Origin of the sequence: Amycolatopsis sp. NPDC059021 (assembly GCF_042739895.1) — a bacterium.
Lineage (GTDB): Bacteria > Actinomycetota > Actinomycetes > Mycobacteriales > Pseudonocardiaceae > Amycolatopsis.
This window is the reverse complement of sequence record NZ_JBHYIQ010000028.1, coordinates 566-21,832: the sequence shown is the minus strand read 5'-3', so window position 1 is coordinate 21,832 and position 21,267 is coordinate 566. Positions and strand designations below refer to the sequence as shown.

Sequence of the window (21,267 nt, the reverse complement as noted above, 5' to 3'; positions counted from 1 at the left end):
GACTTGATCGGCCATCCAGGCACTCTCTCTCACTACATTGGTGGTCAGCACATCACCGTAGGTGCAGAGGGTAGCGAACGACCGGGCAAGATGTAACCCTCCCGAAAGCGGGGAGGACGAGCCTGACAATCGGACAGCGAACCGGACATCGCTGAATGTGATCATGACGCTATACGCAGGGTTAACGGCTACTGCATGTGGCGCAAGAGCTCTCCGCAAGAAGCCGAACGGGTGAGCTATACCACTTTGGTTTTCTTCGAAATAGACCCATTGTGAGCAAGCGGTCACGTTCTCTACAGTGGCCGCGTGTCTTCCCCGTGGGTTGGCACGCCTCTTCATTCACCTTGGTTCGACCACCGAGAACTCCTCCCAGGGGGCATGCCTTGCTCGGACCCGGCACAGGCAGCAGCGGCCGTCGCGGGCCACGTCCCGCGCTCGGCGCGGCGCTCACTGTGGCGATGACGGTCTCCCTGAGCGGCTGCGGCATGCTCGGCGGCTCGGACAGCACCTCCTCCACCGGGCCCGGTGGCCTCGAGAAGACGGTCATCAAGGTCGCGATCATGTCGACCATCGACACCGCCCCCTTCCGCCTGGCCCAGGACGCCGGCTACTTCAAGAACGAAGGGCTCACCGTCGAAGCCACCGAAGCCCCCACCGGGCAGGTGGCCCTGACCAAGCTCATCGGCGGCGAAGCCGACATCAGCTACTCCAGCTACACCCCCTTCTTCGCCGCCAAGAGCAAGGACACCGCCGACATCCGCCTGGTCGCCGACGCCTCCTCGGCCGCGCCCAAGAGCACCGCCGTCGTCGCGCTGCCCACCTCCCAGGTCAAGAGCGTCCCCGACCTCGCGGGCAAGAAGATCGGCATCACCGCCCCCAACACCATGTCCGACACTCTCACCAAATCGGTCATGAAGGACCACGGCGTCGACTTCTCCACCGTCAAGTGGGTCCCGGTGCTTCTGCCCAACGTGGCCGCGTCGCTGAAGAACGGCGACATCGACGCCGCGTTCCTCACCGAGCCCTTCATCACCCAGTCCGCCAAGGCGGTCGGCTCCGTCCCCGTCGCCGACACCGGCACCGGGTCCACCCAGGACTTCCCCACCGCCGGCTACGGCGCGCTCGGCAAGTTCACCACCGAGAACCCCAGGACCGTCGCCGCCTTCCAGCGCGCCATGCTCAAGGCCACCCGCGATGCGGCCGACCGCGCCAAGATCGAACCCCTGATGGTGAAGTACGCCAAGGTCGACCCGGACACCGCCGCCCGCACCACGCTCCTCACCTTTCAGTCCACATTGGACGCACGGCGGCTGCAGCGCGTCCCCGACCTCATGCTCCAGATGGGCGCCATCACCACCAAGGTCGACGCCGCCGCCATGATCGTCCCCCAGGTGAACGGCTGACCCATGCCAGGAAGACTCCCCACGAACATCCGAGAAAGCGGTTTCTTTCCGACGAAAGGTCTGAACCACTCCGGGGCCGGTGAGCTTTTGATCACGAGAGCGGCACAATCCGACCACGCGGTGTCTAATGTCGACGCCGCCGAGGCGGCGCGGGTACTCGCCCTCGCGGACCGAAACTCGCCGGGTATGTCCATTTTCGGGGACCCGGAGAGCACGCGTCGCCCGCGACGCGGCATGCTAAGGACGACCGGAGAATCTGCCAGCCGATCGAAAAACGAAACGCTTACCGTGGTGTGCACAAGATCGACGGTGTACACAAGAGCGACCAGAACACAGACCCACGTCCGACTCGGGATGCCCTCGGGGTGCTCGCAGGAGCAGGTGAACGGCCGAACGTGCAGCGCTACATACCCATCCACACCGTGACATCTGCAAGGAGCTGACCTTGTTCACATCCGCCACCACCGGCGTACCCCTGCGGCGCCGCACTATCCACTTTGCGCTGGCGGCCCTCGTCGCGACCACCGTGAGCGGCTGCGGCCTGCTCGGTGGCTCGGACGGCTCGACGTCGGGGGGAAGTTCGGGCGGGCTGGAGAAGTCCTCCATCAAGGTTTCCGTCATGTCGGTCATCGACACCACGCCGCTGCGGCTCGCCGTGGACAATGGCTACTTCAAGGCCGAGGGGCTCGAGGTCCAGCCCATCGAGGTGCCGGACGGGCAGACCTCGCTCACCAAGCTGATCAGCGGCGAAGCGGACATCGCGTTTTCCAGCTACCAGCCGTTCTTCAGCGCGAAAGCCAAGAACACCGGGGACATCCGGCTGGTCGCGGACGCGGTGTCGGCCAGCCCCAAGAGCAACGAGATCATCACGGGGGCGAACTCCTCGGTGAAGGGCATCGCCGACCTGGCGGGCAAGAAGGTCGCGATCACCGCCAAGAACACCGCCTCCGATCTGCTCACCCGCTCGGTGCTCAAGGACCACGGCGTCGACCCGAACAAGGTCAACTGGGTCCAGATGGGGATGGCGAACGTGGCGGCCGCGCTGAAGAACGGCGACATCGACGCCGGCTACCTCGCCGAGCCGTTCCTGACCCAGGCCGGGAAGACGGCGGGTGCCGTCCCGCTCGCCGACGCCGCGAGTGGCGCGACGCAGGACTTCCCGCTGGCGGGCTACGGCGCGCTCGGCAAGTTCGTCACGGACAGCCCGAAGACGCTGGCGGCCTTCCAGCGCGCCATGCAGAAGGCGACGAGGGACGCGGCCGACCGCGCGAAGATCGAGCCGCTGGCGGTCAAGTACGCCAAGGTCGACCAGGACACCGCCGCGCTGCTCACGCTGCCGACCTTCGTGTCCACTTTGGACGCCCGGCGCCTGCAGCGGGTCCCGGACCTGATGCAGCAGATGGGCGCGATCCCCGCGAAGATCGACGCCGCGCCGATGATCGCCCCGCAGGTTTCCAACTGACGTGACACGTTTTCTCCGCGGTCTCGCCGGTCTGGCCGGCTTCTTCCTGCTCTGGGAAGCGGCCTGCCGGACCGGCCTGATCGACCAGACCTTCCTTCCCGCGCCCAGCAAGGTGCTCGCCACCATCGTGCAGCTGCTCGGCGACGTGTCGTTCCTCCGCGACGTCATCGCGACCGTGCTCGCGTGGGCGATCGCGCTGCTGATCGCGGTCGCGATCGCGGTGCCGGCGGGCCTGCTGCTCGGCAGTGTCCCCGGACTGCGCGCGGCCACCGCGTCGGTGGTCGAATTCCTCCGGCCGATCCCCGCGGTCGCGCTGATCCCGTTGGTACTGCTGGTGATCGGCAGCGGCCCGGAGTCCAAGATCACGCTCGGCGTGTACGCCTCCTTGTGGCCCATCATGTTCAACACGATCTACGCGCTCGGCGAGATCGACCCGGTGCTGATGGAAACGGCCAGGGCGTACGGCACCGGCCGCGTCCGGTCGCTGACCTCGGTCGCGCTGCCGCACACCGCGCCGTTCGTGTTCACCGGTATCCGGCTGTCCGCGACGATCGCGCTGATCGCGATCGTGAGCACCGAGTTCCTCGCCGGGACGAAACTCGGCATCGGGAACTTCATCCTCCAGGCCAGCACCGGCAGCACCCGCTTCGACCTGGTGCTGGCGGGCACCGTGGTCGCCGGCGTGCTCGGCTTCCTCATCAACGAAGGACTCGACCAGCTCGGCAAGCGGCTTTTCCGGTGGAGCACCGTGGATCGGGGGGCGACGGCATGAGTCTCACGTTGTCCGGGCGGGTCGGCAACCGTGTCGGCCGTGGTGTTTCGGTACTGCTCCGGAACTGGCTGGTCTTCATCGCGCTCGTCCTGCTGTGGGAGCTGGTGACGCGGCTGCTCCCGAGTCCGTTCTTCCCGCCGCCGAGCCAGATCGTCACGACGGCGGTGAAGCTGTGGTTCACCGGGCCCGCCTCGCAGGTGTTCCTGACGGACGCGGTGTACGACAACGTGTTCCCGAGCCTCGGCCGGACACTCGGCGGCTGGGCGGGCGCGGGCCTGCTCGGCATCGCGCTCGGCACGGCCATCGGCCGCTCGCGAACCGCGATCGACTACTTCGGCCCGTTGTTCGCGTTCTTCCGTTCCGTGCCACCGCCCGCGCTGATCCCGGTGTTCGCGATCCTTTTCGGACTGGGACCCGGGATGCAGACCGGCTCGATCGTCTTCGGCGCGATCTGGCCGGTACTGCTCAACACCGTCGACGGCGTCCGGTCGGTCGATCAGGTCAAAGTGGACACCGCGCGGTCGATGCGGACACCGCGGGGCTACTGGATCGCCTCGGTGGTCCTGCCCGCCGCGGCACCGAAGATCTTCGCGGGACTGCGGGTCAGCCTGTCGATCTCGTTGCTGCTGATGGTGGTCTCGGAGCTGGTCGGCTCGTCGTTCGGTATCGGGCATTCGCTGCTGACCGCCCAGCAGTCGTTCGACTTCCCGCTCATGTGGTCGTGGCTGGTCCTGCTCGGACTGCTCGGCTACGGCTTCAACGCGGCGTTCCTCGCGGTGGAACGCCGGGTACTCGCCTGGCAGCCCACTCGCACATAGGTCTATTGAGGACAGTCAATGTCAACCATGCTCGAGGTCTCCGGCCTCAACCACCAGTACGGCGGCGGCGCGGGCGCGCACATCGCCGTCAGCAACCTGTCCTTCACGGTCGAATCGGGGCAGCTGGCCAGCATCGTCGGGCCGTCCGGCTGCGGGAAGTCGACACTGCTGCGCTGCGTCGCGGGCCTCATCGCGCCGACCTCCGGCGAGGTCACCCTGCACGGTGACCGGGTCTCGGGCGTTCCCGACGATCTCGCCGTGGTTTTCCAGGACTACAGCCGGTCGCTGTTCCCCTGGCTCTCGGTGGCCAAGAACGTCGAGTTTCCCTTGCGGTGGCGGCCGATGAGCAAGGCCGACCGGCGTGCGGCGGCGCAGGAGGCACTGGAGCAGGTCGGTCTCGCCGGGGTCGGGAAGAAGTACCCGTGGCAGCTTTCGGGCGGGATGCAGCAGCGGGTGTCGATCGCGCGGGCGCTCGCGCGACGTCCTGCGCTGCTGCTGATGGACGAGCCGTTCGCCTCGGTGGACGCGCAGACGCGGTTCGAGCTGGAGGACCTGACCCGGCGGGTGCAGCGCGAGCAGGGTTCGACGGTGCTCGTCGTGACCCACGACATCGACGAGAGCGTCTACCTGTCCGACCGGGTCCTGGTGCTGTCGAAGTCCCCCGCGTCGATCGTCGCGGACCTGACGGTCGACCTGCCCGCGGAACGGGATCAGATCACCACCCGCGAATCGGCGGAGTTCGTCAGCCTGCGCGGCGAGGTCGCCCGCCTGCTGCACGGCGGCGCCCCCGAAGCCGCCACCGCGATGTCGGACGCCGCCGAATGGGACCTCGCCAACTCCCACACCGTCACCCCCGACAACGCACACCACCGCCCCTGACCCGCGAGTCCCCCACTCGGGTGCCCGAGTTCCACACTCACGCACCCGAGTTCCCTATTCGGGCCGCGTCTGCGGTTGTCCACAACAGGGTCGGCTATCCACAGATTCACCAAACCCCCGCTCCCCGCCCCCGGATCGCGATACGCTGGTTGCAGGGGTGCCCCCGGGAGGGTGGGGGACTGCCCCGGCGTTAATAGAGGGCCGTGGGGTTCGGATCCACGTGCACGTGCACCAGGGTGGGCCGCGAGTCGTTGAACGCCGCGGTCAAGGCCGGCGCGAGCGCGGCGCCCTCGGTGACGGTGACGGCGTGGACGCCCATGCCGGTAGCCAGCGCGGCGAAATCGATCCCGCCCAGGCCCGTGCCGGGCAGTTTCGCACCGTCCGCGGTCTGGCCGAGAATGCGCACGGCGGCGTACTGCGCGTTGTCCAGGATGACGAACGTGACCGGGACGTTCTGCCGCGCGGCCGTCCAGAGCGCCTGGACGCAGTACATGCTGGAGCCGTCGCCCAGCACGGCCACGACCTTCCGGTCCGGCCGTGCCATCGCGGCGCCGATGGCAGCGGGCAGGCTGTAGCCGAGCGTGCCGCTCGTCCCGGTGAGGAACCCGGTGTCGGTCGACGTGATCGGCAGGTAGTCGTGCAGGATGTTGCGGTGACTCGGGGTCTCCTCAACGACGATCCCGTTGCCCGGCAACACTTCCGACAGTGTCGCGTAGGCGTACTCCGCCGTGATCGGTGTCGTCATCGCGGGCTTTTCGGGACGTACCAACGGTTTCGGCGCGACACGGTCCCCCGCGCTGACGTGCTCCGCCAACGCGCGAATCCCGAGCTTCAGCGTCGTGCGGATGCCGGTCCCTTCGGCCGCGCGAGCGAGGACCTGCTCGTCGTCGCTGAGCAGGTACAACGGCGGTAGCGCGTCCTCCGCCTCGCCGCGGTAGACGTGATACAGGAACGCCGGAGCGCCGGCCACCAGCACGAGGTCGTGCCCGGCCAGCGTACGCGCGGCGAGAATGCGTTCGGGCTGCAGGAAACCGAGGAACAGCGGGTGATCCTCGGGGAACGAGCAGCGGCCCGACATCGGCGCGACCCACACCCCCGCGCCGAGCCGTTCGGCCAGCGCGACCAGGTCCGGGACCGCGCCGTCGTGGTCGACGGCGGCACCCGCCACGATCGCCGGGCGCTCACTGGCGTCGAGCGCGTTCGCGAGGTCCTGGATCGCGTCCGGATCCGGGCCGTAACCGGGTATCCGGGGACGTTGCGGAGTCGGCTTGCCGGTTTCGGCATCCCAGTCGTCCGCGGGGACGGAGACGAACACCGGCCCCTGCGGCGCCTGCGTCGCGACGTGATACGCGTGCGCGATCGCGGCCGGGACGTCCTCGGCTCGCGCGGGCTCGCAGCTCCACTTCACGTACGGCTTGGGGAAGTTCGTCGCCTCGACCGCACCGAGGTATGGCTCGTCCGGCAGCAACGACCGCAGCTGCTGGCCCGCGAGGATGATCAACGGTGTCCGGTTGCGGTACGCGGTGAACACGTGCCCGAGCGCGTGCCCGACGCCGCCCGCCGAATGCAGGTTGACCAGCACCGGCTGCCTCGACGCCTGCGAGTACCCGTCCGCCATCGCCACGACCCCGGCCTCCTGCAGGCCGAGGACGTAGGTGAAGTCGTCCGGCCAGCCGGTGAGGAACGGGATCTCCGTCGTCCCCGGATTGCCGAAGATCGTGGTCAGCCCCAGTTCGCGGAGCAGTTCCCTGGTGGCCGCGCGGACCGTACGTGTTCCCATGCCGACACGTTAACTCGTACGAGTGACACCCGACACAGGGTCGACCATCCCCGCCCGCAACTCTGTCTCCACCGGAACCGCTGCCAAGACCTACCTCACCTGACCGAGAAATCGCTCGATTTCCCCGCGGTGTTTACGACGGTACACAGTTACCCTGGCTGCCATGCTTCCGGACGATGACAGTGGGATCCTCGACGTCACAACAGCTCCTGGCCGAGAGCGTGCGGGACGATGCTCGATCTCAACAATTATCCGATAGTGCACACAAACGGGCCTCGAACTTGAATGATCGTTCCCATGGCATGATAAATTCGCACGGTAACCTCCCGGTCGCGGAAATGATGTCCTAGGGTCGTTCGTCGGAAGCGAAGCGGTACAGGGGAGGAACCGATGAGCTTCACGCCAGTCCCCCGATCGGAGCAGGCCCAGGGTGACTATCGGAGCAACCACAAGGACGCGGTCGCCGACGAGAATCTCCGCGCGAACGTGCCCGGCGCCCGCTCCCAGGCCAGCCCGGTAGCGACCAGCACCAGCGGCGGCGCGGGCTACAAGATCGACCCCGAAGGCCTCGCGGCCCAGATCCGCGTCTTCGAAGGGCTCCGCAAGCAAAGCGCCAAGTGCTGGGACGTCCTCAGCGACGCCGCGCGGAGGGTGACACCGCCCTCCGCCGACGATCCCGCGAACGCTCAGGCCATGGCCACTCGAAGCTCACTGCTGGCGGCCGCTGAACAGAACAAGGCGATGGCGGCCTACGCTCAGCGGCTGATCGATTCGATGCGCAAGGCCAACGGGACTTACCAACAGCGCGACCAGGATGTCGGCGGGATCTTCAGCCAGGCCCACGACGGAGGAGCGAAGGTGAACCCACTTTTCCAGGAGTTCCCTGGCCGATGAGCAGCAACCGTCCGCGCGCCTACCTCGTCATCGCCGTCTCCGCAGCAGCTGTTGTTTCGTCCTGCAGCACCGAGGTTCCCGGGCAGGCAGGCCCACCGGCTTCGCCGAGCAGCAGGACGGACTCGACCGCCGGTGCGCCGGCCGGTAAGCGGGCTCCGAAGGTCACCCGGCCGTTGGATGCGGCAAAGTACATAGCCGATCCCTGCGCGAGCCTCACCCAGGCGCAGCAAGGAGAATTCCGGGTCCTCGAACCCGGAGAGCGAACCGACATCAACGGGGATCCGAACTGTCGTTGGCAACTCAAGCCGGATGGCGCCACAAGCGTCGGAGTGACTTATGCCGTCAAGGTCACTAATGGCTTGAGCAATCTTTACGCACTCGACAGCACGGGCTGGTGGAAAAACGGCTACTTCACACCGACGACCGTCAGTGACTATCCTGCGGCCTACAATGAGATAGCCGACCATCGAACACAAGGAGATTGTATTCTTTCGGTCGCAATCTCGGATTCGCTGTTCTTCAGCACAGCTGTCCGATCACGCGCCGGCGATGACTCTTGTCTCGCCGCCAAGAACGCTGCCGCTGCCGTACTGGACACCATAAAAAAGGGGGCATGAGGTAGGCATGATGACTGGTCAAGAGATCTACGAAAATTTCGCCAGCGCCCCCGGAACCTCTGGGCTCGAGGCGGCGAAGGAGCAACTCAAGACCGCTTTCCGGGTCTACGAGACGCTTGGCCAGGAATTTCAGCAATCCGCAGCCCGGCTGGAAGAGTACTGGCAGGGTGACGCGGCAGGCGCGGCGGCGCGCGGAGCCGGGCCACTGGTCGTCGCACACGATCAGGCCGCCATGAAAATGCAGACCGCGGATGGACTGCTGGACAACCAGATTTCGAGCTTTCACCGCACCAAGAACACCGTCAAGCCGGTTCCCGACGTACCGCAGGATCCCGCCACGTTCGACGAGGCGGGCTGGGGCAAGCAGGCGGGCATCCTGTTCCAGACGCAGCAGGCGAATGACGCGGCTGCCCACAACGTCCAGGTCATGAACCAGTGGACGCAGACGTCGAGCCACAACGGCGGTTCGATGCCGACGGACTACGGAAAAATCGATCCCGGCGTGTTCAGTGTGTCCGAGGACAAGGGGACACAGAGCACCATTACGCCGGTCCGCGGTTTCGACGGTACCGATCGTACCCGCGGCAAGAGCCGACAGACATCCGAGAAGACCGACACCATTGGCGGACGCCCTACCCAGAGCCAGAACACGCAGCACCGGAACCAGCCGGTCACACCGACTCGGTCCACAGTGGACAATCGGCGGGAAGCAGGCCGGCAGCCCGGAAGCGGGGCCGGCGAGGGCACCACGCCGGGCAGCTACCAGCCGCCGAAGTCGGCGCCTGGTGGCTTGCCCGTTCAGCCTCCCGCAGCCGCGAACACGTCCGGCGGAGGAGCGAACTACGTGGGCCCCCAGCCATTCGGGCCGGGAACGCCGGGCACGCCGGGCACGCCTGAGACCGGGTTCGGGCGACGCGGCGGCATGGGCGGTGAGGTCGGCCGAGGCGCGGGAGCGGGCAGGAGCACGGGTGGTGGCCCGGGTTCCGGCATGGGCAAGGCGCTCGGCGAAGGCAAGGGCGTCGGAGCGATGCGTGGCGGCGCGGCCGAGCCGGGTATGCGGGGCGCGGCGCCCAACGCGCGTGGCAGCACAGGCATGGCTCCCGGAGTTGTGCAGGGCGGTAAGGGCAAAGACGACGGGGACAAGGAACACCAGCGCAAGTATGTCGTCGAGGACGACGTCGCCTTCCAGCTCACGGACCACGAAGGCGAAAAGGCGGTCGATCCCCGCACCGGCCTGCCACCGACTCCGCCGGTCCTCGGTCAGTGATGGTCTGGTTCGCGGATCCGGAACGTTTCGCGGCCGATCAGCTCGCGGCCTTGGTGACCGAGGCGACAGGCGGAGACCTGCACACGGTTCTCGCGCCACAGGCGGTCTGGCTCGACGACGTCGAGCGGGCCAGGGCGAAGCGGGCACTGGAGGACTTAGCGGCTCAGTACGCTGGTGAACCGGTCAACGGCAATGAGCCGGCGTTCACCGACGTCGCCGAGTTGCTCACCCGGCCACCCGAGGCCCGGTTCGGCTGGTTCAGTGACCTGGTCAGCAGCACGCGCCTGCGGGTGCTCGTCGCGGGGTCACGCTGGTTTTCGCTGGTCGCGGTGGGCGAGGGTGACGACATCTTCGTGCGTACCTTCGACGAGGAGCGGCTCGCGGTCGCGCTCGCGAGCATCCTTCCCGCCGGCGCCGGCCGGGCGGGAAGGGCGCCGATCAGCGTGCTGGCGTCCGAGTACCGCGAGGCCGCTCACGACACCGCGGCGCTGCCGCGAGCGGAAGTCCGCCGCGCGCAACGATTCGCGGAGCTGGAGCCGTCGATGATCGCCGAACTGTACGTGGAGGCCCGAAGACCCGACGGCCACCACACGATCAGTGAACCGCTGCGCGTGTACGACACCGAGCAGGGCCGCTGGCTGTTCACCACTTCCCCCGAGTACGGCGACGAACGCCTGACGCTGGCCCCGGCGACCACCATGGACGTCGTCGCCGCACTCGACGCGCTCAGAAACAGCATGGACTGATCAGAGCAGGTTCTTCTGCACCTTCCCCATCGCATTGCGCGGCAAGGCTTCCAGCACTCGCACTTCACGCGGTCGCTTGTGGACGGACAGCGTTCCCGCGACGAAATCCGAAACAGCGGCACCATCACCCACGTCACCGACGACGTACGCGACGATGCGCTGCCCGAGGTCGTCGTCGGGAACGCCGACCACCGCTGCTTCGCGCACACCGGGGTGGGCCAGCAGCGCCTGTTCCACTTCCCCCGCGCCGATGCGGTAGCCGCCCGATTTGATCAGGTCGACCGATTCCCGGCCCACGATCCGGTGGAACCCGCCGGCATCGACGACGGCGATGTCGCCGGTGCGGAACCAGCCGTCCTCGGTGAACGACTCCGCGGTTTTGGCCGGTAGTCCCAGATATCCGTCGAAGAGCGTCGGACCCGTCACCTGAAGCTGTCCGAGGCTCTCACCGTCGTGCGGGACAGGGGCACCCCGGTCGTCGCGCAGTCGCGTTTGGACAGTGGACAACGGCGAGCCGACCCAGCCCGGCCGCCGCTCACCGTCGTACCGCGTGCTGAGGGTGATCAGCGTTTCGCTCATCCCGTAACGCTCGATCGGCGCGGCCCCGGTGAGCCCCGACAGCTTCTCGAAAACGGGAAGAGGGAGCGGCGCGCTCCCCGACACGAGCAATCGCGCGGAACCCAGCGCACGCGCGGCGGACGGCTCCGCGCACACGCGGGACCACACGGTCGGGACACCGAAGTACAGCGAGCCTCGCGCTTCCGCGTACGCCGCGGGCTTCGGCCGCACGGTGTGCCTGAGCGGCGAGCCGACGCGCAGCGCGCCGAGGACGCCCAGCACCAGCCCGTGGACGTGGAACAGCGGCAGACCGTGCACCAAGGTGTCTTCGGCGGTCCAAGCCCACATTTCGCTCAGCGCGTCCAGGCACGCGGCGATGGCCGCGCGCGAGAGCACGACGCCCTTCGGAGCGCCCGTCGTACCCGACGTGTAGACGATCAGCGCCGCGCTTTCGGCGTCAGGTTCCGGATAACTCGTCGCGGACCGCGCGGAGACGTCGATCGGCACGACCAGAAGTCCGACGTCCTCCGGAGCGTCGCCCAGCCAGAGCCGCACGCCGGAGTCGGTCAGGACGTGGCGTCGTTCGGCCGGTCCCGAGTCCGGCGGGACCGGGACGGCGGTTACGCCGGCGGTCAGGCAGCCCACGACGGCGACGATCGTCTCGAGGCTCGCGGTCGCGTTGACGGCGACCCGGTCGGCACCGGCGATCCGGTCCGCGACCGCGGCCGCGGCGGCACGCAGTTCGCCGAGCGACATCGAAGCGTCGCCGACCCTGACGAACGCGCCGTCGACGGGAGCGTCCGCCGACAACGCGGTCAACAGGGGCGACTGGTTGTGGTCCTTCACGGAATTTCCGTCCTCACTCGGGCAGCGGTTTGTTGCGGGTCTCGGGGACCAGCAGGAGCAGGAAAAGGCCGGCGACGAACACGACGGCGGTGGACGCCAGCGGCACGGCGAGCGACCCCAGCTGACGGATCGCGACGCCGAGCACGAACGTGCCGACCGCGGCGAACCAGCGGGAGATCGTGGTGGTGAAGGCGAACGCGGTGGCACGGAACAACGTCGGGTACTGCTCGGGCAACCATACGGTGAAGACCGCGAAGTTCGCCCCGCCGAGTCCGAGAATCGGCAGGAACACGAAGAGCAGCGGCAGATTTCCCAGCGGGTAGGCGATTCCGTAGGTGCCGATGATGCCGGCCACCATCAGCACGAAGAACAACGCGAGCGCGCCCCGGCGGCCGAGTTTGTCGGCGAGCCACGGCGTGCCGATGCAGCCGATGACCGTGAAGATCGCCGAGATCGCGGCCGCGAGGCTCGCCAGCTGAGACCCGTTGCTCACGCCGGTCTCCTTGGCGAGCGCGGTCACCGCTGTCGGCACATAGGTGGCCGTGGCCCACAGGCCGATCACACAGGCCCCGAGCAGCAGCAGATTGCCGATGGTCCGCCGCCGGTATCCGCTGCTCATGATGTTCCGCAGCGGAGCGAGCAAGGACGTGCGCCGGGCCGTTTCGGCTTGTGCCGCCCACTTTTCCGGCTCCTTCGTGTTCCGCCGGATGAACAGGACGAGCAGCGCGGGCACGATGCCGAGCAGGAACAGGCCACGCCAGCCGAGCTGCTGCCCGAACGCCAGGTAGATCACGGCCGTCAGCAACTGGCCGACGTAGTTGGCCGAATGCAGCACCCCGCCGAGCTTGACGCGGAGCCGCTCGGGCACGGCCTCGGCCACCAGCGTCGCGGCCATCGCCCATTCGCCACCGATCCCGACCGCGCACAGGAACCGGAACGCCATCCACGCCCAGACGTTCGTGGAGAACCCGGCCAGCGCGGTGAACACCGAGAAGAGCAGGATGCTGCCGATCATCGCCGGCCGCCGTCCGAAGCGGTCCGCGATCGGGCCCCAGATGAAGGAACAGCCCCAGCCCGCCAGGAACAGCGCGCCGCTGAGCTGGCCGTAGAAACCGATGTTCGCGACGTCCGGGGTGATGCCGGACGGGGGCAGCAGCTCGGTCAGCGTGGGCGCGAGCACCAGGCCGAACATCGCGAGCGTGAAGCCGTCCATCGCCCAGCCGCCGAAGGATCCCCAGAAAGCGTTGCGCTGGGCGCGATTCATCCGGGCGGGCGGGCCCGGATCGGCCGGGCGTCCGCCGGGGCTGTCGTCGGCGGATTCCTTGATCGTCGTCATGACCACCTCACTGTGGTCCACATTGCGGACCGATGCACTACTATGTGGACCGGTAGCGTATGAACCAGCTCACCGAAGGTCAAGGGGTGTCCGAGTTGAACAGCGTGCTCACGGCGTTACGGGTATTCGAGGCGGTCGCCGCGGCTCAGCCCGCGGGATTGAGCGAACTCGCGCGACGGCTCGAAGTCCCCAAGAGCACGGTGCAGCGATGCCTCAAGACACTCGCCGAGGCGGGCTGGGTCCGGCCCGCGCCCAGCGGCGACGGCCGGTGGGTGATCACCGGGAAGGCGTTCAGCATCGGCAGCGCGGTCAGCTCGGGGCCCCGGCTGCGCGAGATCGCACTGCCCGTCCTCAGCCGGCTGCAGGAGGACACCCGGGAGACCATCCACCTGACCGTCCCCGACGACAACGAGATGGTGCTGATCGAGCGGCTGGACAGCCCGCATCAGCTCCGCGCGTTTCTCCAGCTGGGTACGCGTCTGCCCCTGCACGCGGCCTCGAACGGCAAGGCGTACCTGGCTTCACTCGATGACGCCGCCGTCGAATCCTTCCTGCACAGCGAACTTCGTCAGGTCAACGACCACACCGTCACCGACCCCGGCGCCATCCGCCGGGAAGTCGCGGAGATCCGGCAGCGCGGCTACGCCGTCACCAACGAAGAACTCCACGAGGGCATCGCCGCGGTCGCCGTCGCGCTCAGGACGGCGGACGGCGAGACCTGCGGTTGTTTCAGCATTTCCGGCCCCACGACGAGGCTGACGCCCGATCTCTACGCGACGTATGGCGAGAAGGCCATCGCCGCCAAAGCGGAGATCGAGCGGTTCCTGTCCTTCTGAGGCGTCCTCAGCCCTTGACCAGCTCGGCCCATTCGCGCACGCGGTCAGTGTCCACTTCGGACGTCCAGCCGCCGGGACGCACCGCGCTGCCGACATGGAAGCCGCGCACCCCACCGGCTCGCAGCAAATGGACGTGCTGCGTCCGGAGGCCGCCGCCGACGAGCAACGCGGGGCCTTCGCGGCGGGTGAGCTGCTGGAGCACGGAAAGACCGAAGCTCACGCCGTTCGGGTGTCCGGCGGTGAGCACGGTGTCGCAGCCGAGATCGGCGAGCCACTCGTAGGCACGCAACGGATCGCGCGAGCTGTCGATCGCGCGGTGGAACGTCCACGGCAGACCGTCCAGCTCCTTCGCCAGGACCCGGCAGGCCTCGACGTCGATCTCGCTGTCCGAGTTCAGGAAGCCGAAGACGAACTCGCGCGCGCCGGCCTCGACGAGCCGGACGGCGTCGGCACGCAAACCGTCGAGATCGATGGCGGCGAAGGAACCGTTGTCGCGCAACATGACCCGTACGGGAAGGTCGGTGGCCCCGAGAACGTCACGGACCGTCGTCACCGACGGCGTGAGGCCGTCCTGCGCCATCTCCGTCACCAGTTCGAGGCGGTCCGCCCCGCCCGCCTGCGCACGCTCCGCGTCGTTCGCGTCGAGCGCGATCACTTCCAGCAGGCCGGTTTCCGAGCTCATGGGTCGTCCGTTCGTCTAAGCCGTAGGAGGAGTGTCGTCCCCTCGCGCGTGGCGCCCTCGCCGGAATCCGCCTTGAAGGCTCGACATCCGCTCGCGCACCGCTTCTGGGGAAAGCGAGAGTATCGGCTTCTGTGGCAGCGGTTTCTCCGGGGTTTGCCCGGACTCGGCCGTGGGCAGGATCGGCCAGGTGTCCTCCGCGCCGTCCTCCTGCTCGAGTTCGGCGGGCGTCGGCCATTCGTGCCCGGCGGCGGGTTCCGCATCGGGAGCGGGTCCGGGCTCCGGCGCGGGCGGCGGTGTTTCCGGGTCGTACGGCGGAAACTGCGGCTCAGTGGGCTCGTCGATCGAGACCTCGGCCGACGCGGGCGACAGTTCGGCGGGCCCCGGCGACGGCTCGGCGGCGGGTTCCGCGGACGTCAGCGCGTGCCGGGGTTCCGGCGTTTCCGGCCGCGGTGGCTCGGCGGCGGGCACAGGTTCGGCGACCGGCATCGGTTCCGCCGCCCGCGGCGGCTTCTCCGGCGCGCTCGCGGCGTCGAACCACTTCGAGAGGACGTCGCGGTAGGCGGGCATCCGTTCGGTCGGGACGTCGTGATCCAGCGGCGATTCCTCGTCGGCGGACGGCCACTCCGGCGTGGTCTCGACCACTGGCGCGCGGCGGGGCGGCCCCGGCTCGGGCGCCTGGCCGAACGGCACCTCCTCCTCTTCGGCCTCTTGCGGCGCCTCGGGTTCCGGCGGGGTCAGCGGAGCCAACGGCGCCAGCAGCTCGGGCACGGGTTCGGCGGGCGGCTCGATGACCGGTGGCGGCGGTTCCGGCAGCGGCGGTGCCTCGACGATCAGCGCGGCGGGCACGACCACCACCGCGACGATTCCCTTGTCCTCACCCGCTCGCAGCGACACGTCGATGTGGTGGCGCGCGGCCAGGGTCGCGACGACGAACAGCCCCATCCGGCGCGACACCTCGACGTCGACGTCCGGCGGTTCGGCGAGCCGGGCGTTGGTCCGGTCGATCTCCGCCTGCGGCATCCCGGCACCGCGGTCGGTGATCTCGATCCGCCAGTCGCCGGCAGCGGTCCGCGTGCTCGACACGGTCACCGTGGTGTTCTGCCCGGAGTAGCGGGTCGCGTTCTCCAGCAGCTCGGACACCACGTGCACGAGGTCGTTGACGGCCTCGCCGCGCACCGCGAGCTGGGGCGCCGCGCCGAGTTCGACGCGACGGTAGTCCTCCACTTCGGACAGCGCGGCGCCGATGATCTCGTCGCCGACCACCGGGCCGGCGTCGTCCCGCAGGAAGTCGGTGCCCGACAGGACCAGCAGGTTCTCGCTGTTGCGCCGCATCCGGGTGGCGAGGTGGTCGAGCTCGAAGAGCCCGGCGAGCGTGGTCGGGTCCTCCTCGCGCGCTTCCATCCTGTCCAAAACGGACAGTTGCCGTTCGACGAGGTCCTGGCTGCGCTGCGACAGGTTCACGAACATCGCGTTGACGTTCTCGCGCAGCAGCGCCTGCTCCCCCGCGAGCCGGACGGCCTCGCCGTGCACGGCGTCGAACGCCCGCGCCACCTGGCCGACCTCCTCGCGGGTGAACACCGGCACCGGCGCCACCGCCAGCCGGTGCCGCAGGTTCTCCGGCGCGGGTTCGGGATCGGTGAGCAGTCCTTGGACCGCCGCGGGCAGCCGGTGTTCGGCGACCTCCAGCGCGGTGCGGCGCAGGATCCGCAGTGGCCGCAACAGCGAACGCGCGATGACCACCGAAAGCACCCCGGCGACGATCAGGACGCCGAGCACGATGCCGCCGTCCCAGATCGCCGCCGTCCTGGCCTGCGCGGCGAGCGCGTCGGTGCGCTGCTGCAACTGGACCAGCAGCGACTGCTGCACCCGGAACGCCAGGTTGACCGTGTGCGTGGCCGAGGCGTCCCACTGGTCCGGGTCGAGCCCGCCCAGCCCCTGACCGTTCGCGGCGCGGGTGATGACCGATTCGACCATGTTGTTGCCGATGTCGACGACCAGGCCGATCACGGTGTCGTCGTACATCCGCTGTTGCTCCGGCGTCGCGAACGTGCGGTAGTCGGAGCGCGCGGCGGCGAGTTCCGCCTCGGCGCCCAGCAACGCGCGGGTGCGTTCGCGGTCGAGGTTGCCCGCCGCGAGCGCTTCGGCCATGACCGCCCGCTTGACCGACATCTGGTCCTTGATCCGCGCCAGCGCGTTGCCGGCGAGCCGCAGCTTGCCGAGTTCGGGATCGGAGACGTCCGCGGCGGCCGCGTCGCTGATGTCGAGGAGCCCGGAGACGACTCCGCTGTACGAGCGCAGCACGGCGTCCGCCGGATACGCGGAGTGTTCGGCCGAGTACCGGATGCCGCCGAGCACGCGAAGCCGGTCGGACATCTCCTGCAGGCTGCCCGCGGCCGAGCGGCTGAGCCGGGGCTTGCTGTCGGCCAGCGTCCGTTCGAAGGTCCCGATCGCCTGATCGACGCGCTGCCGCTGGGCGGCGAGATCGGCCGTGTTCCCCGGCCGGTTGGACGCGACGTAACGGACCGTCAGATCGCGTTCCCGTTGCAACTGCTGCACGACGTCGGCGACGGTGTTGTCGACGCCGCCCCGCGTGGCGAACTCGGCGAGCTGGGTGGCGTCACGAAGATCACTGTTGATACGCAGGCCGACGAGTGTGACCACCGCCACTCCTGGCAGGAACAGGAGGACGAGCAGTTTGGTGGGCAGCCGCCAGTTCCGCAGTCGCCAGCCGCCCCCGGCCTGCGCCACCTGGGCATGCGGATCCGCCGCGTCGCCGCCCTTGCGGGGACGCTGGTCGCGACGGGTCACCTGGCTTCCTTTTCCACCACGGGACCTCACCCGTGGCCGACATCGAGAGACGACTGCTCGAACTTACTGGACAGTAGATCGTTCCGAGAAAGTCCGAAAGCCGCTCTGGTGGGCTACGGCCCCGTCCGCGATCGTATGGGTGACAGACCCTAAGCTCCAGCACTCCGGGCAGATTCTCTCGGTAGGTGAGAGTGGATGATCATGCGCAGAATGGCTCTTTCGCTGGTGGCGGTACTGGCGACGGCCGGCTGCGGCGTGTTCGGCTCCACCGGCACGAACAGCCCGGCACCGCTGGAACGGACCACGCTGCGGGTCGGCGTCGGCAGCGCGATCGACACCGCGCCGCTGCGGATCGCCGTCGCGGACGGGAAGTTCGGTCAGGCCGGGCTGCACGTCGAACTCGTCGACGTCGGCGCGGACGACGCGTTGCCGAAGCTGTCCTCCGGCGAGCTCGACGTCGCGTTCGCCAGTGACGTCTCGGTGTTCCGCGCCGCCGCCGGTGGCGCTTCGCTGCAATTGCAGGGCGAGGCCTATACCTCCGGTCCCACCACGATGGCACTGGTCACGCTGCCCGATTCCGACTACACCGTGCCGACCGCGAAGAAGTCGCCGAAGATCGCGGTGAACATGCTCGACGACGTCGGTGCCCTGATCGCGAAATCGGTGCTGGGCACCGCGGGCGCCGACGTCGCCAAGGTGCAGCTCAAGCAGATCCCGTTCGACCAGATGCCGCAGGCCTTGCAGGCCGGCAACGTCGACGCGGCCTGGATGGTGGAGCCCTACATCACCCGCGCGGAGAAGGAACTCGGCGCGCACATCCTCGCCGACGGCGACCGCGGCGCGACCCTCGCGTTCCCGATGTCGGCGTACGCGTCCTCGGGAATCTTCGCGCAGACGAACCCTCGTACGCTCGCGACGTTCCGCAAGGTACTCGGCCAGGCGCAGGCCGACGCGTCCGATCCCGCCCACGTCCGCGAAGCACTGCCGCGGTTTTCCACCATCGACCCGACCACGGCCGCGCTCATCTCGCTCGGCAGCTATCCGGTGGCGCTCAACGGCATCCGGCTGCAGCGCGTCGCCGATCTGCTGCACAACTCGGGCGCGCTCGCGAACCGCCTGGACGTCCAGGCGTTGTTGCCTCGCCAAGACGGCTAGATGTTCTGGCCCGCTGGGCGCAGGCAGACGGTGCGGGCGGGCGGGCCCGCGTAGACGAGGGCGTCTTCCTCGGCGTCGCAACTGCTCTCGGTGCCGGAGCCGAAATGCACGGTCGCGCGGGCCTTCGCGGCCGGGTCGGTGCAGCTGACCTTGCTGATGTGCACGTCGTCGTCGAGTTCGCTCAGGCATTCGCCGGAGGACACGTTGAGCGCCAGGCACAACGTCTTCGAAGCGCTCTTGCTCCGGGACGCGCCGTAGATCTGGAACCGCAGGTAGTCCCCGCCGCGGCAGGTGGACGCCCCGTTGACGACGTTGTCGACCTTGTACGTCGCGCGCTGCTCCGAGCAGGCGACACCATGATAGGCCTGCTGCCCGCGGGACTCGTCGGTCAGGTAGACGCAGCTGCCCGCGACCGGCGACGAGGACAGCCTGGCCAGCGCCGCGACGCCGAACGCGGCACCCGACCCGATGCCGAGCGCGACGACAAGGCCCACGCCGATCAGGACCTTCGTCCGCGTGCTGGTCGCCCGGGGCACCTGGGCCGCCATGGGCGCGGTTCCAGGCACGGCCGGGTACTCCGGTGGCTGGAACGGATTGTCGTCGGGCGTCGGTGTCGTCAACGGTCTCCCTCCCTGTGCGCTCATCCTCCCACCAGCGGGCCACTGGCGGGAGCGCGGCTCATGGAACGTATAAAGGGTGGTGTGACTGATGGCCCATTGATCGTCCAGTCCGACAAGACCGTGCTGCTCGAAGTCGACCACGCGATGGCCGACGACGCGCGGATCGCCATCGCGCCCTTCGCCGAGCTCGAACGGGCGCCCGAACACGTGCACACCTACCGGATCACGCCGCTCGCGCTGTGGAACGCCCGCGCGGCGGGCCACGACGCCGAACAGGTCGTCGACGCGCTGACGACGTATTCGCGCTTCCCGGTGCCCCAGCCGCTGCTCATCGACATCGTCGACACGATGGGCCGCTTCGGGCGGCTGCAGATCGCCAACCACCCCGCGCACGGGCTGGTGATGACGACCACCGACCGCGCGGTGCTCGAGGAAGTCGCGCGGAACAAGAAGATCAGCCCGATGCTGGGCGCGCGGATCGACCAGGACACCGTCGTCGTGCACCCGTCCGAACGCGGACGGCTCAAGCAGATGCTGCTCAAGGTCGGCTGGCCCGCCGAAGACGTCGCGGGCTACGTCGACGGCGAGGCGCATCCGATCGCGCTCGACGAAACCGGCTGGGAACTGCGTGACTACCAGCGCCGGGCGGCGGAGGCGTTCTGGGCGGGCGGCTCCGGTGTCGTCGTGCTGCCGTGTGGCGCGGGGAAGACGCTGGTCGGCGCGGCCGCGATGGCGAAGGCGCAGGCGACGACGCTGATCCTGGTGACCAACACGGTCGCCGGACGGCAGTGGAAACGGGAGCTGGTCGCGCGGACGTCGCTGACCGAGGACGAGATCGGCGAGTACTCCGGGGAGAAGAAGGAGATCCGGCCGGTCACGATCGCGACGTACCAGGTGATCACGCGCAAGACCAAGGGCGAGTACAAGCACCTGGAGCTGTTCGATTCGCGGGACTGGGGCCTCGTGGTCTACGACGAGGTGCACCTGCTGCCCGCGCCGGTGTTCCGGATGACGGCGGACCTGCAGTCGCGGCGACGGCTGGGGCTGACGGCGACACTGGTGCGCGAGGACGGTCGCGAGGGTGACGTCTTCTCGTTGATCGGGCCGAAGCGGTACGACGTCCCATGGCGCGACATCGAGGCGCAGGGCTGGATCGCGCCCGCCGAATGCACCGAGGTGCGCGTGACGCTCACGGACGCCGAGCGTTTGGCTTACGCCACCGCGGAAACCGAGGAACGCTACAAGCTCGCCGCCACGGCCGGTACGAAGACGCCGGTGATCAAGTCCATTGTGGACCGTCATGCCGGCGAGCCGACACTGGTGATCGGGGCGTACCTGGACCAGCTGGAGATGCTGGGCGACGAACTCGACGCGCCGGTGATCCAGGGCGCCACGAAGAACCGCGAGCGCGAGGAGCTTTTCGACGCCTTCCGCCGCGGGGAGCTGCGTACTCTGGTGGTGTCGAAGGTCGCGAACTTCTCGATCGACCTGCCCGAGGCGTCGGTGGCGATCCAGATCTCGGGGACCTTCGGATCGCGCCAGGAGGAAGCGCAGCGGCTGGGCCGGTTGCTGCGTCCCAAGGGCGACGGACGGCAGGCGCATTTCTATTCCGTGGTCGCGCGGGACACCGTCGATACGGAGTACGCGGCGCATCGGCAGCGTTTCCTGGCGGAGCAGGGGTACGCGTATCGGATCGTGGACGCGGACGATCTGCTCCGGCCGCTGTAGCGGTTCTCGTTCTTCGTCGTTCCGTGAAGGCCTCCTTCACAGCGTTGAGCGCTGTGAAGG

Annotated in this window: 18 protein-coding genes; 12 read left to right on the top strand and 6 right to left on the bottom strand. The window is 68.5% G+C overall.

Annotated elements, in window-relative coordinates; genetic code table 11:
• The first annotated feature begins 458 nt into the window (after positions 1–458).
• From ACFWX1_RS18585 to ACFWX1_RS18565, 5 genes are all read left to right on the top strand, one after another.
• Positions 459–1,403: an ABC transporter substrate-binding protein gene (locus ACFWX1_RS18585; RefSeq protein ID WP_378388803.1), complete on the top strand. Its 945-nt coding sequence runs from the start codon at positions 459–461 to the stop codon at positions 1,401–1,403.
• Between the two features lie 445 nt (positions 1,404–1,848).
• Positions 1,849–2,865 carry an ABC transporter substrate-binding protein gene (locus tag ACFWX1_RS18580; RefSeq protein WP_378388801.1) on the top strand — a complete coding sequence of 339 codons (1,017 nt, stop codon included), beginning with the start codon at positions 1,849–1,851 and terminating at the stop codon, positions 2,863–2,865.
• Between the two features lies 1 nt (position 2,866).
• Positions 2,867–3,637 (top strand): ABC transporter permease, encoded by a 771-nt coding sequence (locus ACFWX1_RS18575; protein ID WP_378388799.1) that lies wholly within the window; start codon positions 2,867–2,869, stop codon positions 3,635–3,637.
• Complete coding sequence (locus tag ACFWX1_RS18570) at positions 3,634–4,455, top strand: ABC transporter permease (RefSeq protein WP_378388797.1); 822 nt, start codon at positions 3,634–3,636, stop codon at positions 4,453–4,455. The genes ACFWX1_RS18575 and ACFWX1_RS18570 overlap by 4 nt, the downstream gene beginning before the upstream one ends.
• A gap of 18 nt (positions 4,456–4,473) precedes the next feature.
• Positions 4,474–5,334: an ABC transporter ATP-binding protein gene (locus tag ACFWX1_RS18565; protein ID WP_378388795.1), complete on the top strand. Its 861-nt coding sequence runs from the start codon at positions 4,474–4,476 to the stop codon at positions 5,332–5,334.
• Positions 5,335–5,524: 190 nt separating this feature from the next.
• Here ACFWX1_RS18565 and mdlC read toward each other — a convergent pair whose 3' ends face one another.
• Entirely contained in the window at positions 5,525–7,114 is a 1,590-nt protein-coding gene (gene mdlC / locus ACFWX1_RS18560; protein WP_378388793.1) for a benzoylformate decarboxylase, read from the bottom strand.
• Positions 7,115–7,504: 390 nt separating this feature from the next.
• Between mdlC and ACFWX1_RS18555 the strand changes: the two genes are divergently transcribed.
• The 4 genes from ACFWX1_RS18555 to ACFWX1_RS18540 are packed head-to-tail and all read left to right on the top strand — an operon-like array spanning position 7,505 to position 10,638.
• Positions 7,505–8,008, top strand: a complete 504-nt coding sequence (locus ACFWX1_RS18555; RefSeq protein ID WP_378388791.1) for a hypothetical protein — start codon at positions 7,505–7,507, stop codon at positions 8,006–8,008.
• On the top strand, positions 8,005–8,625 hold the full coding sequence (locus ACFWX1_RS18550; protein ID WP_378388789.1) for a DUF3558 domain-containing protein: 621 nt from the start codon (positions 8,005–8,007) through the stop codon (positions 8,623–8,625). Before ACFWX1_RS18555 ends, ACFWX1_RS18550 begins: the two co-directional genes overlap by 4 nt.
• A 7-nt stretch (positions 8,626–8,632) precedes the next feature.
• Positions 8,633–9,892 carry a hypothetical protein gene (locus tag ACFWX1_RS18545; protein ID WP_378388787.1) on the top strand — a complete coding sequence of 420 codons (1,260 nt, stop codon included), beginning with the start codon at positions 8,633–8,635 and terminating at the stop codon, positions 9,890–9,892.
• A complete protein-coding gene (locus tag ACFWX1_RS18540; RefSeq protein ID WP_378388933.1) occupies positions 9,892–10,638 on the top strand; it encodes an ESX secretion-associated protein EspG in 747 nt (248 codons plus the stop codon). Before ACFWX1_RS18545 ends, ACFWX1_RS18540 begins: the two co-directional genes overlap by 1 nt.
• On the opposite strand, the gene ACFWX1_RS18535 is transcribed toward ACFWX1_RS18540, so the two are convergent.
• Positions 10,639–12,042, bottom strand: coding sequence for an acyl-CoA synthetase (locus tag ACFWX1_RS18535; RefSeq protein ID WP_378388785.1), 1,404 nt, complete (start codon positions 12,040–12,042; stop codon positions 10,639–10,641). It lies immediately after the preceding gene.
• A gap of 13 nt (positions 12,043–12,055) precedes the next feature.
• Positions 12,056–13,378: an MFS transporter gene (locus ACFWX1_RS18530; protein ID WP_378388783.1), complete on the bottom strand. Its 1,323-nt coding sequence runs from the start codon at positions 13,376–13,378 to the stop codon at positions 12,056–12,058.
• Positions 13,379–13,464: 86 nt separating this feature from the next.
• Here ACFWX1_RS18530 and ACFWX1_RS18525 point away from each other — a divergent pair, with 86 nt between their 5' ends.
• Positions 13,465–14,214, top strand: coding sequence for an IclR family transcriptional regulator (locus tag ACFWX1_RS18525; RefSeq protein ID WP_378388781.1), 750 nt, complete (start codon positions 13,465–13,467; stop codon positions 14,212–14,214).
• 7 nt (positions 14,215–14,221) lie between these two features.
• On the opposite strand, the gene ACFWX1_RS18520 is transcribed toward ACFWX1_RS18525, so the two are convergent.
• Positions 14,222–14,896 (bottom strand): copper homeostasis protein CutC, encoded by a 675-nt coding sequence (locus tag ACFWX1_RS18520; RefSeq protein WP_378388779.1) that lies wholly within the window; start codon positions 14,894–14,896, stop codon positions 14,222–14,224.
• A gap of 15 nt (positions 14,897–14,911) precedes the next feature.
• Positions 14,912–17,704 (bottom strand): nitrate- and nitrite sensing domain-containing protein, encoded by a 2,793-nt coding sequence (locus ACFWX1_RS18515; protein ID WP_378388777.1) that lies wholly within the window; start codon positions 17,702–17,704, stop codon positions 14,912–14,914.
• Positions 17,705–17,899: 195 nt separating this feature from the next.
• Between ACFWX1_RS18515 and ACFWX1_RS18510 the strand changes: the two genes are divergently transcribed.
• Positions 17,900–18,859, top strand: a complete 960-nt coding sequence (locus ACFWX1_RS18510; protein ID WP_378388775.1) for an ABC transporter substrate-binding protein — start codon at positions 17,900–17,902, stop codon at positions 18,857–18,859.
• On the opposite strand, the gene ACFWX1_RS18505 is transcribed toward ACFWX1_RS18510, so the two are convergent.
• The gene (locus ACFWX1_RS18505) at positions 18,856–19,479 is read right to left on the bottom strand and encodes a hypothetical protein (protein ID WP_378388773.1); all 624 of its coding nucleotides are present in this window, start codon (positions 19,477–19,479) and stop codon (positions 18,856–18,858) included. The two genes, ACFWX1_RS18510 and ACFWX1_RS18505, sit on opposite strands and share 4 nt — an antisense overlap.
• 81 nt (positions 19,480–19,560) lie before the next feature.
• Here ACFWX1_RS18505 and ACFWX1_RS18500 point away from each other — a divergent pair, with 81 nt between their 5' ends.
• Positions 19,561–21,207: a DNA repair helicase XPB gene (locus tag ACFWX1_RS18500; protein WP_378388771.1), complete on the top strand. Its 1,647-nt coding sequence runs from the start codon at positions 19,561–19,563 to the stop codon at positions 21,205–21,207.
• The last annotated feature ends 60 nt before the right edge of the window (positions 21,208–21,267 follow it).

Bases quoted from the DNA above. Each gene is read 5' to 3' on its own strand.
- ACFWX1_RS18585 (WP_378388803.1), top strand. From the start codon at position 459: ATGACGGTCTCCCTGAGCGGCTGCGGCATGCTCGGCGGCTCGGACAGC.
- ACFWX1_RS18570 (WP_378388797.1), top strand. From the start codon at position 3,634: ATGAGTCTCACGTTGTCCGGGCGGGTCGGCAACCGTGTCGGCCGTGGT.
- ACFWX1_RS18565 (WP_378388795.1), top strand. From the start codon at position 4,474: ATGTCAACCATGCTCGAGGTCTCCGGCCTCAACCACCAGTACGGCGGC.
- mdlC (WP_378388793.1), bottom strand. From the start codon at position 7,114: ATGGGAACACGTACGGTCCGCGCGGCCACCAGGGAACTGCTCCGCGAA.
- ACFWX1_RS18555 (WP_378388791.1), top strand. From the start codon at position 7,505: ATGAGCTTCACGCCAGTCCCCCGATCGGAGCAGGCCCAGGGTGACTAT.
- ACFWX1_RS18550 (WP_378388789.1), top strand. From the start codon at position 8,005: ATGAGCAGCAACCGTCCGCGCGCCTACCTCGTCATCGCCGTCTCCGCA.
- ACFWX1_RS18545 (WP_378388787.1), top strand. From the start codon at position 8,633: ATGATGACTGGTCAAGAGATCTACGAAAATTTCGCCAGCGCCCCCGGA.
- ACFWX1_RS18540 (WP_378388933.1), top strand. From the start codon at position 9,892: ATGGTCTGGTTCGCGGATCCGGAACGTTTCGCGGCCGATCAGCTCGCG.
- ACFWX1_RS18530 (WP_378388783.1), bottom strand. From the start codon at position 13,378: ATGACGACGATCAAGGAATCCGCCGACGACAGCCCCGGCGGACGCCCG.
- ACFWX1_RS18520 (WP_378388779.1), bottom strand. From the start codon at position 14,896: ATGAGCTCGGAAACCGGCCTGCTGGAAGTGATCGCGCTCGACGCGAAC.
- ACFWX1_RS18510 (WP_378388775.1), top strand. From the start codon at position 17,900: ATGATCATGCGCAGAATGGCTCTTTCGCTGGTGGCGGTACTGGCGACG.